Source organism: Pseudoalteromonas sp. Hal040, assembly GCF_037162425.1.
GTDB lineage: Bacteria > Pseudomonadota > Gammaproteobacteria > Enterobacterales > Alteromonadaceae > Pseudoalteromonas > Pseudoalteromonas gelatinilytica.
Map to the genome: position 1 here is coordinate 704,696 of NZ_JARLUU010000002.1, position 12,287 is coordinate 716,982.

Sequence of the window (12,287 nt, forward strand, 5' to 3'; positions counted from 1 at the left end):
CCTTGTAATATTGTAATCAAGGTCAGCACCTTCAATTTTAGTGATCAATTACAGAGTTTAGGACAGGTAACATGCCATTTAACGAGCAAGAGCGCGGCGCGCTTTTAGCACTCAAAGGTGTTGGACCAACGGTGATAAAACGGTTTGAAGAAATTGGTATTGAATCGTTTGAGGAGTTAGCCGGGTTTGATGCCAACACCATTGCTGAGCGAGTAGCGTCGATGTTGCATTCAAGTTGTTGGCAAAATAGTCCGCAAGCAAAAGCGGCTATCACCGCCGCGATTGCGCGAGCAAAACAAGGCTAAAGCTCAATGACTTCTATTGCACCGCGCTTTTGCATAGTGACATACACTTTGCTTTGCGTCTCGTTGAAGGCTAAATTAGTTGGATGCTGGCCTTTTAATTGATAGCTATTTAATAGCTTGCCGGTAGGCGAGACTTCAAGCACTTTTCCTGCGCCGTAACGAGTAATAAACACATGCCCTTGATTATTAACGCGCATGCCGTCTAAGCCATGATCAGCAAACTTAATCAAAAGCTTTTTATTACTAATGTTTAGGTTCTCATCTAAGTCATATTGCCAAACAACTCGCTGCACACTCTCGTTCACATAGAGCTTAGTGTTGTCGTGATTAACCGCCACCCCATTGGTAGTGCCCATGTTTTTTTCGAGTAAATGGGTGCTGCCATCCGCATTAATCCGCCATAATTGACCCGTTTCGTTCGTCCAGTTAGGGTCACTTGCAAACAGCGCCCCCTTTTGGTGATAGCAATGTCATTGGGCTGATTCATTTTACTATTATGGGCGAACACTTCTGCTTTATTACTGCCAGCAGGTACTTTTAAAATATTGTGGTTAACATAATCGGCAATAAATAAATTGCCTTGTGAGTCAAACTGTAGGCCATTGCCAACGCTGTCATCCGGTAAACGCACAAATAGCGATGTTTTGCCCATGTTATCAACGCGGCCAATGGTTCCTTGCTGGGCATAGTTCACCGCGTATAAGGCACCGTTATACATGGTTGGTCCTTCAACGCCTTGCGTGAAAACGTTATCTTTAACAAAGTCTTGGCTATCAACTGCAAAGCTTAACGGTGAGCTTAAAAGTAGTGTTATTGCCAGTGGCTTAAGTTGTTTCATCGGTCTTCCTTTTACTCATTTAAACTCGTGTATACCGCTAAAATGGGGTATTCGTTTTCACCAAAAGATAAGGTCAAAGAACGCTTTTCGCCATCATCTAGCTTAATACCTTCGTCAAAGCTCTGAGGATGCACACGACGCCCATCGGCAAATAGCGCCATAATATGGTCAGCCTGAAGAATTCGCGATCCCGATGCTTTGTTTTCAATCGTCACAACCGCTAAACGGCGACCGCTTTCACTGCTCATTAATACACTATGGACAATACTAAATTGACTTTGCTTAGGGTAGCGCTTGGCATCATTCTCAAATGAAAAAGCACTGCCAGAGAGCATAACCGGATCCACTGATAATACATCAGTATTGGCTTGCAGAGAGGTTGCAAAAACCGCTGCAATCAATAGAAAAACACGCTTCATATCAATCCTTTTGATAAGCTTAAACTAGATTTAGCATACACCGTTCCTAAACGACTGCCAACAAAGCGAAGCGGCATAAATCGTTATTAAAGGTGATTAAAAGTAACATTTGCTAGTATCCATTATCATTCTTTGCTATCAATAAAAAAACCATTTTAGGTACAGATGCAATTGTGATTTCACTTCGCGACTTTCAACAACAAGATACTGAACAATTAATCTCAATTTTAAACGACACAAGCGTCACTCAGTTTCTTTCAAGTAAAATCCCGAGTCCATATACCGCAAGCGACGCAAACTGGTGGATCACTGAAGGCAGTAAGAGCGAGCTTGTAAAAGCAATCACGTTGGATGATCAATTGGTTGGCTGCGTGAGCGTGATCCAAGGCGAGTTTGAATTTAATCGCTCAGCCGAGTTAGGTTACTGGTTGGCAAAAGAGTATTGGCAACAAGGGATCACTGCAAAGGCAGCGGCTATGCTACTCGAAACGGTATTTACTAAAACTGATATCGTCAGAGTGTTTGCGTATGTGTGTGAGGATAACCCCGCCTCAATGAAGTTATTACAAAAGCTAGGTTTCAAGCAAGATGCCATTTTAAAAAACGCGATGTTCAAGCAACAGCAATTCTTTAATGCGCATTTCTTTTCATTAATAAAACCTCACAATAAAAACTAAAGGACGAGTATGAGTAAAGCATTAAAAATACTTTGGCATAGCGGTGCTGCTATTTTTTGGGGTTTAGCACCCTAGCGTTACTTATTTGGGGTATTTCAGCTATCACACCAAATTGGTGTGGTGATGAGCAATATGAAGTGTTCTTATCACCAGATAAAGACAAACAAGCCGTGGTTTCAGTCATAAACTGTGGTGCCACAACAAACTTTGAAACACTGATATCTATTAGTCGCGTAGCGCAACCAAGCGAGAAAACTATCTTGCTATCACTAGACGGGCACCCAAGTAACACCAGCTACAAAGTTACCTGGACATCGAATAACGACATTGAGCTTACTGATTTTGAATTTGCAAAGTTACTATCGTTTCATAGTCGAAACACAGTTGGCGATATAGCTCAGTCTCACATTCACCCTAAAAATTAAGCAAATTAATGTGCTTAAATCAACCTAACAAAAGAATGCCCCATTAAGTAACTTTTAAAGTTATCTAAAATAAAGTAAGCTAACCACTTCTGTAACACTTAAAGTTACCTATTAGGTTTTTACTATGCAACAACACGAAGTCACCGCCTTATTTGATCAACAAGCAGCTAATTACGATTCACAATGGCAAAACATGGCGCCTATTAGCCAAGCCTTGTATTTTATGATGTCGCCTTTATTCAGCAAACTGCCAAGCAATGCGCATATTCTCTGCGTTGGAGCGGGTACCGGAAATGAAATATTGCATTTAGCACAGGCATTCCCCGCATTTCGCTTCACCGCTGTAGAACCCTCGACTGAAATGATCAAAGTATGCAAACACAATTTAACGCAAGCAGGGGTTGCACATCGCTGCCAGTTTCATAATGGCTACGTAGATTCACTCAAAAACTTGATGCCCTTTGATGCAGCGACAGCCGTGTTAGTGTCGCAGTTCATTGTAGATGAACCTAAACGAGTGGCATTTTTTGCAGATATTCACAAACGTTTAAAACCAGGCGGGTTACTTGTCAGCGCAGACTTAAGTGCCAATCAAAATGCCAGAACTTACCCAGAGCAGCTTAGTCACTGGTTAAGTGTTATGTCATCAGCCGCAGTCAGCCCTGAACAAATTGAAAGAGTAAAACTAGCTTATGAAAATGACGTTGCTTTAAAAGAGACTCACGTAATTGAAAACATCGTTACCAAGTCAGGCTTTACAGGTGTTTACCCTTTTTATCAAGCAGGCCTAATAAAAGCATTCACCGGTGTTAAAGCGTAGTTTAAGCCACAGACACTCGATTGCGGCCTGACTTTTTAGCTTGATACATAGTTTGGTCAGCCCTCTCGATTGCCGTTTCGATATCATCATCGACATCTATTAACGCAACACCAAAAGAGCCTGTCACATTAATGTGTTTACCTTTGCCAATTTCAATTTTTAAAACTTCAACGCCAGCTCTTAATCGCTCAGAAAGTGATTTGGCACCTTCTAGCTCTGTTTGGGGTAAGCAGACTAAAAACTCTTCGCCGCCATAGCGATACAATTGATCGTACTCTCTTAGATGAGATTTAATGCATTTAACAAGTGCGATTAACACCTTATCGCCCACTGCATGGCCAAACTCATCATTCACTTGCTTAAAGTGATCAAGGTCGATCATTATCAGCGCGCAACTGAGCGATTTACGTTTGCACAGCTCATGCTCTTTTTGCAGGTTTTCTACTAAGTTTGTTCGGTTTGATGCACCCGTTAAAGGGTCTCGGGTGTGCAGCAGTTCAGAGAACTCATCAATAAGGGTGTCAAATAACACTCGTAACCTATCTAAATCGGCATGAAACTGATCCAATAGATTGACAGAAATAGCAGACTTAGTTTCTTTTAACGATAACAGGACCGTGGCACCTTGATGCATTTTTTTATGTGCACAAGCGATTTCTGAAAAATAAGGATGAAGGTTTAGGGTCTGCTCGGGAAGCTTATTAAACCATTGCCCAAAGCGACAGAGGTTATGAGCATTATCGCTTAAGTCTTGTTCATTTGCGGGAGTATCTGCAATTAAGCATCTTAACAAATTTTTATACCATGACTGATGCCACTCTATAGCTTGCTCAATTTCTGCAATCACGTCTTCAAGCTGGGTATTCGACAGTGAACTAATGCCTTGCCCGGTGTTTTGATGCATAGCCAATGAAAAGACTTCCGCTTTATTATTTTATTTCCTAAAACAGTACCTAAGGTCTGTGACAAACACAACTTAAAGCGATATTAAGCGATAGTTTATTCAACTAAGCGGTAACCTACAGCAGGCTCGGTTAAGATATGTTTAGGACTCGCCGCATTTTGTTCAAGCTTTTGTCTTAACTGACCAATATGTACACGCACATATTCAGGGCGATTAATATACTGCTCTCCCCACACCTCAGATAATATGGCGTTATGCGTTAACACCTTATCTTTTTGCTGAAATAACAACAGCAAAATAGCGTACTCTTTTTTAGTTAGTTTAACTTCTTCAGCGCCTTTACGGACCACATGTTTATGCGGGTCGATGTGAATATCGCCACATTGCAACGTTAGGCTTGGTGTAGTTTGTGTGCGAAGTAGCACCCGAATACGCGCTAATAATTCATTTGCGCTGAATGGTTTAGTTAGATAATCGTTGGCGCCGTTATCAAGCGCGGTGACTTTTTCTGTTTCGCCATCCCGTGCAGAAAGTACAAGTACTGGGAGCAGACTCCACTGCCTAAACTCCACCAGCCAATCTTGCCCATCCATATCGAGCAAGCCTAAATCAAGCAGCACTAAATCAAACTGCTGCTGGCTTAAAAGTGCAAACGCATCCAACCCTTTGGCGCACACACTGACTTCATGATCACTGGCTTTTAATAGTGTTTTTAAAAAACTTTGCAGAGGTGGGGAGTCCTCTAAAACCAAAATATTAGCCACGAATGTTACTCCAAATCAATTTAGCTATTGCCTGCTTTGTCTGCTCATTGAGGGTTAATTCAAAGCGCCCTTGATGACATTTAGCAACTACATCGCAAATCACACTCCCTAAGCCAACGCCTTCATCTTGACTTGTCTCATGCTTATTCGCAAAAGGATTACTTAACACAATTTGATATTCATTTTGTGTTTCAATAAATTGCATGGTCGCCGAACCATCTCCGTAACGGGCTGCGTTCTCGAGCATATTGGCAAAGGCAATTTCCAGTAGGGTTTCATCGCCAAAGCAGATGCTTTGTTGCTGAGCCTCGATGTGAAGTTTAAAGTTTTGCAATTGCTGCTGACGACGAGATTTTGCCTCGCTAATTAAAGTTAAAATTGGCAGTTTTTGCCATTTAATATTCTCAGCTAACTTATTCACTTTACTGAGCTCCATGACTTTATCAAAGTGCTGGTTAAGTATTTTACTTTGCTCATAAATGTTAGCAGCTTGCTCTTTGATAACCTCAGAGCTTAGTTGGATATCATCATCAGCCAACATGCTTGATGCACCCATAATGGTCGCTAATGGCGTACGTAAGTCATGGGATAAACTGCGCAATAAGGTGTTTTTTGACCTCTCTAGCTCCGCCTGTACTTTTATCGCCGCTGATTGCTCGCGTAGTAAGGTTTTCTCTTGAACCTGATACAACAAAGAGCACGCTGTATTCGCCAAAGCCTGTTGCTCTGCATTTAGCGTTTTGGCAAATGCAATACCGCCAAATTCCGCTTGTTGTTCATTTAAATAAATAAACTGCTTTGACGCTGTTATCTGCCAGTCACAGGCAACCTTTAAATGCGCGGCCATGGTTGTTAAAAACAGCTGCTTTTGCTCCTCAAGGCTATCGAGATCATTAAGCTTTTTTGCTAACTCATACAATAATCGACTATTACTAGCATGAGCTTGCACATCGCGTACCTTGGTATTGAGCTCCCCGGCAAGGTGACTTATCACTAAACCCACAATCAACATCACCAAAAAGGTGACCACATATTCAATATTTTCAATATGAAAAGTAAAATACGGCACCACATAAAACCAGTCCGTGCAGGCAACACTCACTAAGGTGGTCAGTGCAGCAACACGACGATTACTTCGCACCGCAACCCATGTCACCCACAGCAGCTGTAGCATCACAATATCAGTGGTTGTAAACAGTTCTCGAAACGGAAATATCGCGAGCACCACCACAAGAGGCATCAACACACTTAAAAATGCGGCTTTTAAATACTGTATTTTGAATACTGACTGCATCATCTTTTCACTTATTGTTTGTCCCTATTAGATTAAAGGGTTTTCAATTTTGTCACTATAAAGTTTTTATAAAGTTTTTTTATCTCGGCATAAAATCTTTATAAAGCTTTCAAGCTCTCTAAAGACTTCTGTTTTTTTGCCATTAGCATTTAGCGCGTACCCACAATAGCGAGAAAGACAATGGCTCAGTTTGCAGTAATCGGATTAGGACGTTTTGGCGTAACCGCCTGTTTAGAACTTTCAAAACAAGGTCATACAGTGTGTGCCGCCGATATTAGCGAAAGCACCGTTAATCACTATGCCGACCAACTCAGTTTTACTGTGGTGGTTGATGCCAGTGATGAAACACAATTAGCACGGCTCGATTTACCTAGTTGCCAAGCCGTATTGGTGGCCATTGGCGAGAATATTGAAGCCAGTATTTTATGTGTATTGCACTTAAAAAACTTAGGCGTAAAGCAAATTTGGGTAAAGGCCTGTACCAAAAGCCACCATCAAATACTAAGTAAACTCGGCGTTGACCGCATCATTCACCCTGAAGAAGAAATGGGCGTAAGGGTTGCGCAAGCGCTTAATTACCCAATGGTTAATCAATATTTCCCGCTTAACCAATCCACGTTTATTGTTGAACTAGGCATTGATCTGCAGCTTTCAGGTCGCAAAATTGGCTGGCTACTCAAAGAGCGTAATAGCGATATTAAACCACTCACACTACGACGTGATGATTACTTCAATACAGAGCTTACTAACGACACCGAACTACGCCACGGCGATAGCCTGGTGCTACTGGGCTCTAAGACTTACTTAACTAAATTAGCAAAACGGTTTCGTGCATTATGATTAACTGGCAAGCCAACGTTTACCCAAAACAATTTAGCGGTGTAAAGTGCCGTAAGCGGCAAAAAATAAACCCACCTTTAGTGCTCACTATCGGCTTTATTGTGTTAATTATGCTTGGCACAGGCTTGCTTATGCTACCAATGGCAAGCATCCAACCGATCAGCTGGCTCGATGCATTATTTACGGCAACCTCTGCGGTTACAGTAACAGGGCTGGTGGTCATCGATACAGGTACTGATCTGACTGTATTTGGGCAAAGCGTGGTCATGCTGCTGATTCAAATAGGTGGCATTGGCTTTATGACTGTCGCGGTGATTTCAATATTAAGTTTAGGAAAAACCCTAGGCTTGCAGCAACGCTTACTCGCCAGCCGCGCTTTTGACACCAACGATTTAACCTCGGTGATCAAGGTTGCTAAGTATGTTTTAGTGTACTCATTAGTGATTGAGTTGGTGGCATTTTGCTTACTCTTTACTAGTTGGTTCGATGACTATGGCGCACTAAAAAGCGCCTATCACAGTCTGTTTTATACGATTTCGGCGTTCAATAATGCGGGCTTTGCATTAAGCGGCGATAGCTTATCGGCATTCAAAGGCGATATAACCGTAAACGTAGTGATCACAGGCTTATTTATCATCGGCGGCTTAGGATTTACTGTACTGATTGATATCTACAAACAAAAGCGCTGGTCATTACTATCAACCAATACCCGCTTAGTGTTAATTGCCACCTTAGTGCTCAACTGCATCGCATTTATATTGATTTTTTTCTTTGAACACGCCAATCCCGCGACATTAGCGCCGCTATCAACGTCTGAGCAAATATTAACGGCTTGGTTTCAAGCGGTGACTCCTCGTACCGCAGGGTTTAATACCCTACCGATTAATGGTTTGAGTCAAGATTCAACGCTTTTGACTATGCTGCTGATGGTGATTGGCGGTGGTTCAGTTAGTACGGCGAGCGGTATAAAACTAGGCACCTTTGTGATCCTAATTTTAGCGATGCGCAGCTATTTAAAACAGCAAACCACGGTCACCGTGTTTAACCGTCAGCTGAGCGACAAGTTGGTGATCAAGGCATTAAGCGTCATGATACTGTACTTATTTATCGCTTTTACCAGCATTATGATCATCACCAAGCTTGAACAAGGGTCGTTACTAGATATCACCTTTGAGGCCATTTCGGCACTCAGTACCGTAGGCCTTTCAAGGGGGATAACTGGGGATTTAAGTGTGCCTAGTCAGCTCATTATCATACTATTGATGTTGATAGGTCGGGTTGGGCCCTTAACGTTTGCTTATTGTTTTGCTCGCCAGCACAGCCAGCCTTTGACCTACCCTACTACCAGTATTCAAATTGGTTAAGTGTACAGTTTTGGCACTTTTCAGTGTTAAAACTGTACACCTAAAGCCTTACTACAACTGCTGTAGTAAGGCTTTAATATCACTGTATCGTTGCTGTTCGCAAAGGCCAAAACCTGATAGCTGCCTGACTTTATTACGAGTAAATAAAGGCACGCTCATGCCCGCTAAAAAGCGGCACTGAGTATCGATGCTGACATCACTCACCCCTTTAGTAGCTAAGTGCTGTTTAAGCTCAGCAACTTTGCTGGCAATCACATTTTTCTCAGGCATTTGATGCACTAGTGAGTAACTAAGTTTTACCTGCTGGCCTCTACACACTGAACAATGGTCACATTGCTGGGGTGCATTCTGGTCATCAAAATAGCGAGCTAAGTTATAACTTAAGCAGCTATCTAGCTCAAAAAAGCGTACTAAAGTGGCGATACGTTTAATTTCAGCCTGCTCTTTTTCGATAAAATATTGGTGAAGTTGCTGTGCTAAATCAGCGTGATTTATTACCGAATTATTCACTTCATACACTTGCGTGATGCGTTTGGTTTCAAGGGCTATATGACCTTTTTCGGCCAAATAATCGAGCGCTGCAACCACACGTTTTCTATCAACTTGGGTAGCACGGGTTAACGCATCAAAATTAAGTGTGCCCAAAATTTTCTTAAACTCGGTGTGTTTGAATACCTGTTGTAAAAACGCTTGTCGATCAGCATCAAACTGGCTAAGTAGCTCGTTTTGATCCGTTAAAAACTTATATTTAAAATCGGCGTAATAGGCATATAAAGGCGTAATAGCCCCTTGCATTTCCAACTGCACCAGTAAGGTTTTTAATGCTAAAGCACGAATATTACTTTCGCTCGATAAGCTGTACTCTTGCATTTCCCACTGGTTATTCGTTTGCTCGTTACGAATGTTATTGATGACATAGTCAATCCCACTTTGCTCGGGAGTATCCGCATAAACAAAGTTCTCAACGGTATTTAAGCCATCTAAGTTTGCCAGAGTAAAACAATTTGACGGCGCACCATCTCGCCCTGCGCGGCCTATTTCTTGGCTATAATTTTCAATCGATTTTGGCAAATCATAGTGGATCACAAAGCGAATATCAGACTTATCAACGCCCATCCCAAAAGCAATGGTTGCCACGACGATATTGATTTTACCTCCCATAAAATCATCTTGAATTTGCCAGCGTTTATCATCCTCAAGGCCTGCATGATAAGCCACCGCATTAAAGCCGGCTCTTGCCAAGCCTTCGGCCACTTGCTCAGCGGTATGTTGTAAGGTGACATAAACAATCCCAGCCCCTTGTTGACTGGCTATAATACTTGCTAATTGCTGAGATTTTTCTTGGCTTGCAACACTAAGCACTGATAAATCAAGATTGCTTCGGTAAAAGCCCGTCTGTACTACACATTCTGGGGCAATGGCAAAGCGCTCGCACATATCGCGCTTTACTTTTTTAGTAGCGGTGGCGGTAAGTAGCAATACCAATGGAATATTAAGCTCTTCACGATAGCGCGGCAGTTTTAAGTAGTCAGGCCTAAAATTGTGACCCCATTCAGATATACAGTGCGCTTCATCAACCACCAGCATCGAAATAGGCACTTGTTTAATAAATTCACGAAAGCGCTCATTCTTAAAACGCTCAACTGAGACCATTAAAATTTTCACCTTTCCTGCTCGCACATCACTCATTACCGTATGACTTTGCTCACTGGTTTGGCTTGAATCAAGGCTTGCCGCGTAAATACCTTTGCTATTTAAAAAGCTGATTTGATCTTTCATCAGCGCCAATAAAGGCGATACCACTAAAGTCAGGTTAGGTAAGTGCAATGCGGTTAATTGATAACACAAAGATTTACCTGAGCCAGTTGGAAAAATTGCCAACGACGATTGCTGATTTAATAACTGCTCAATGGTTTGTTGCTGACCTTGGCGGAACTCATTAAAGCCAAAGTATTGATTCAACGAAGTGTATAGTGGTGTAGTCATCCTGATCCCTCACTGTCATTTCCCTTTTCAGGTAATGATAGGTCTCTTACTGCGAATTAGCCATGTTAACGTGTTTAACTCAATCTCCCAAGGCCGTTGATATAACTTAGCGCACTATATAGTTCTTAACTGGTACTGACAAAATCATCAAAAAGGCGCACAATGAGCACGTTGCCATGGGGTATTGAAGGATGGACTTGCAATACCTAAGCGCTTTTTCGCAAGAGTGTTTAGGTATTATACTTTTGAGGGCAACGTGATGATTAACCAACCTCCTAAAATCGTGATAGTCGGTGGTGGCGCTGGTGGCTTAGAGCTAGCAACACAATTAGGACACAAACTCGGGAAAAAACGCCAAGCAGAGATACTTTTAATCGATAAAAACCGCAGCCATATTTGGAAGCCGTTACTTCATGAAGTAGCGACAGGGTCGATTGATGCCGATTTAGACGGCGTTGTATACTCAGCTCATGCAGCAAAACATCATTATAATTTTCAACTCGGCAGCTTTTGCCACTTAGATCAAACCAACAAAACCATTACTCTAAGCGAGTTAAAAGACGAACTTGGCCACCGCATTTTACCTGAGCGCCAAGTCAGTTATGACTACCTTGTACTTGCCATTGGCAGTGTTAGTAACGACTTTAATACCCCTGGTGTTAACAAGCACTGTTTTTACCTTGATTCAAACCAACAAGCTGAGCGCTTTCAGCATGCTCTACTCGATAACTTCACCCGCTTACATCAAGATGACGACCAACAACATTCCTTAACCATTGCCATAGTGGGGGGTGGTGCAACCGGGGTTGAGCTGTCGGCAGAGCTTTATCATGTATCAGACATGCTGAAAATGTATGGCCTGAATAAAATGACCGCTAAACGCTTACACATTGATTTAATTGAAGCGGGGCCTCGGATTTTGCCAGCATTACCAGAGCGAATTGCAAACTCAGCTAAGCGTGAACTGGTTAAATTAGGGGTAACAGTGCGCGAAGGCACGCAAGTAAAAGAAGCCACAGAAAACAGCTTTATCACCAAAAACGATGAACATATCAAAGCCGATATTATGGTTTGGGCTGCGGGAGTAAAAGCCCCTGATTTCATTAAAGACATTAGTATCTTTGAACTTACCCGCAATAACCAAATTAAGGTGAACCAATATCTGCAAAGTAGCGTTAACGACGATATTTTTGTGATTGGTGATTGCTGTGCATTTACTCAAGAAGATGGCACACAAGTGCCACCTAGAGCGCAATCGGCCCATCAAATGGCACAATGCGTTGAAAAAAACCTAATAGCCACACTCAAAGGCCAGCCACTCAGTGCCTTTACCTACAGTGATCATGGCTCTTTAGTTAACTTGTCACGCTACAGCACGGTAGGTAGTTTAATGGGCAACCTAACCAGTAATAGCTTTTTTATAGAGGGTAAAATAGCGCGATTTATGTATATTTCGCTCTATCGTATGCATCAACGTGCCATCCATGGCAGCGCAAAAACCTTTGCACTGTGGATCAGTGAAAAAGTACTACGCGTTGTTAGGCCTAAAATGAAACTGCATTAGACATTATTCCTTTCCTTGAGGAGCTGTAAATTAACCTATCTGTTTACAGCTCATCCGCGTATAATGCCCACTTTTTGTGGGGCGCAA

At 42.2% G+C, this 12,287-nt stretch carries 13 protein-coding genes; 7 read left to right on the top strand and 6 right to left on the bottom strand.

Annotated features, from left to right (window positions below; all coding sequences use genetic code 11):
* Positions 1–71 precede the first annotated feature (71 nt).
* Positions 72–305, top strand: coding sequence for a helix-hairpin-helix domain-containing protein (locus tag P4S60_RS20780; protein WP_337117428.1), 234 nt, complete (start codon positions 72–74; stop codon positions 303–305).
* Here the strand turns inward: P4S60_RS20780 and P4S60_RS20785 are convergent.
* Together P4S60_RS20785 and P4S60_RS20790 are read right to left on the bottom strand one after the other, a co-directional pair.
* Complete coding sequence (locus P4S60_RS20785) at positions 302–751, bottom strand: SMP-30/gluconolactonase/LRE family protein (RefSeq protein WP_337117538.1); 450 nt, start codon at positions 749–751, stop codon at positions 302–304. The two genes, P4S60_RS20780 and P4S60_RS20785, sit on opposite strands and share 4 nt — an antisense overlap.
* Before the next feature lie 403 nt (positions 752–1,154).
* On the bottom strand, positions 1,155–1,562 hold the full coding sequence (locus P4S60_RS20790) for a hypothetical protein (RefSeq protein WP_119853231.1): 408 nt from the start codon (positions 1,560–1,562) through the stop codon (positions 1,155–1,157).
* 173 nt (positions 1,563–1,735) lie between these two features.
* Between P4S60_RS20790 and P4S60_RS20795 the strand changes: the two genes are divergently transcribed.
* The 3 genes from P4S60_RS20795 to P4S60_RS20805 all read left to right on the top strand — a co-directional run bounded on the left by P4S60_RS20795 (position 1,736) and on the right by P4S60_RS20805 (position 3,484).
* On the top strand, positions 1,736–2,239 hold the full coding sequence (locus tag P4S60_RS20795; RefSeq protein WP_337117429.1) for a GNAT family N-acetyltransferase: 504 nt from the start codon (positions 1,736–1,738) through the stop codon (positions 2,237–2,239).
* 56 nt (positions 2,240–2,295) lie between these two features.
* Complete coding sequence (locus P4S60_RS20800; protein ID WP_337117430.1) at positions 2,296–2,664, top strand: hypothetical protein; 369 nt, start codon at positions 2,296–2,298, stop codon at positions 2,662–2,664.
* Positions 2,665–2,788: 124 nt separating this feature from the next.
* A complete protein-coding gene (locus P4S60_RS20805; RefSeq protein WP_337117431.1) occupies positions 2,789–3,484 on the top strand; it encodes a class I SAM-dependent methyltransferase in 696 nt (231 codons plus the stop codon).
* Position 3,485: 1 nt separating this feature from the next.
* Here P4S60_RS20805 and P4S60_RS20810 read toward each other — a convergent pair whose 3' ends face one another.
* The 3 genes from P4S60_RS20810 to P4S60_RS20820 all read right to left on the bottom strand — a co-directional run bounded on the left by P4S60_RS20810 (position 3,486) and on the right by P4S60_RS20820 (position 6,449).
* Positions 3,486–4,388, bottom strand: coding sequence for a diguanylate cyclase (locus P4S60_RS20810; RefSeq protein WP_337117539.1), 903 nt, complete (start codon positions 4,386–4,388; stop codon positions 3,486–3,488).
* Between the two features lie 95 nt (positions 4,389–4,483).
* Positions 4,484–5,152, bottom strand: coding sequence for a response regulator (locus P4S60_RS20815; protein WP_054553464.1), 669 nt, complete (start codon positions 5,150–5,152; stop codon positions 4,484–4,486).
* Entirely contained in the window at positions 5,145–6,449 is a 1,305-nt protein-coding gene (locus P4S60_RS20820) for a DUF4118 domain-containing protein (RefSeq protein ID WP_337117432.1), read from the bottom strand. Before P4S60_RS20820 ends, P4S60_RS20815 begins: the two co-directional genes overlap by 8 nt.
* A gap of 177 nt (positions 6,450–6,626) precedes the next feature.
* Here P4S60_RS20820 and P4S60_RS20825 point away from each other — a divergent pair, with 177 nt between their 5' ends.
* Together P4S60_RS20825 and P4S60_RS20830 are read left to right on the top strand one after the other, a co-directional pair.
* Positions 6,627–7,286: a potassium channel family protein gene (locus tag P4S60_RS20825; protein ID WP_054553462.1), complete on the top strand. Its 660-nt coding sequence runs from the start codon at positions 6,627–6,629 to the stop codon at positions 7,284–7,286.
* A complete protein-coding gene (locus P4S60_RS20830) occupies positions 7,283–8,650 on the top strand; it encodes a TrkH family potassium uptake protein (RefSeq protein ID WP_337117433.1) in 1,368 nt (455 codons plus the stop codon). The genes P4S60_RS20825 and P4S60_RS20830 overlap by 4 nt, the downstream gene beginning before the upstream one ends.
* 51 nt (positions 8,651–8,701) lie before the next feature.
* Here P4S60_RS20830 and P4S60_RS20835 read toward each other — a convergent pair whose 3' ends face one another.
* Positions 8,702–10,636 carry a RecQ family ATP-dependent DNA helicase gene (locus P4S60_RS20835; protein ID WP_337117434.1) on the bottom strand — a complete coding sequence of 645 codons (1,935 nt, stop codon included), beginning with the start codon at positions 10,634–10,636 and terminating at the stop codon, positions 8,702–8,704.
* Positions 10,637–10,895: 259 nt separating this feature from the next.
* On the opposite strand from P4S60_RS20835, the gene P4S60_RS20840 reads away from it, so the two are divergent.
* The gene (locus tag P4S60_RS20840; protein WP_337117435.1) at positions 10,896–12,200 is read left to right on the top strand and encodes an NAD(P)/FAD-dependent oxidoreductase; all 1,305 of its coding nucleotides are present in this window, start codon (positions 10,896–10,898) and stop codon (positions 12,198–12,200) included.
* The last annotated feature ends 87 nt before the right edge of the window (positions 12,201–12,287 follow it).

Excerpts from the sequence above, each read along its gene's own strand:
- P4S60_RS20780 (WP_337117428.1), top strand. The coding sequence starts at position 72 with ATGCCATTTAACGAGCAAGAGCGCGGCGCGCTTTTAGCACTCAAAGGT.
- P4S60_RS20790 (WP_119853231.1), bottom strand. The coding sequence starts at position 1,562 with ATGAAGCGTGTTTTTCTATTGATTGCAGCGGTTTTTGCAACCTCTCTG.
- P4S60_RS20805 (WP_337117431.1), top strand. The coding sequence starts at position 2,789 with ATGCAACAACACGAAGTCACCGCCTTATTTGATCAACAAGCAGCTAAT.
- P4S60_RS20810 (WP_337117539.1), bottom strand. The coding sequence starts at position 4,388 with ATGCATCAAAACACCGGGCAAGGCATTAGTTCACTGTCGAATACCCAG.
- P4S60_RS20820 (WP_337117432.1), bottom strand. The coding sequence starts at position 6,449 with ATGATGCAGTCAGTATTCAAAATACAGTATTTAAAAGCCGCATTTTTA.
- P4S60_RS20825 (WP_054553462.1), top strand. The coding sequence starts at position 6,627 with ATGGCTCAGTTTGCAGTAATCGGATTAGGACGTTTTGGCGTAACCGCC.
- P4S60_RS20830 (WP_337117433.1), top strand. The coding sequence starts at position 7,283 with ATGATTAACTGGCAAGCCAACGTTTACCCAAAACAATTTAGCGGTGTA.
- P4S60_RS20835 (WP_337117434.1), bottom strand. The coding sequence starts at position 10,636 with ATGACTACACCACTATACACTTCGTTGAATCAATACTTTGGCTTTAAT.
- P4S60_RS20840 (WP_337117435.1), top strand. The coding sequence starts at position 10,896 with ATGATTAACCAACCTCCTAAAATCGTGATAGTCGGTGGTGGCGCTGGT.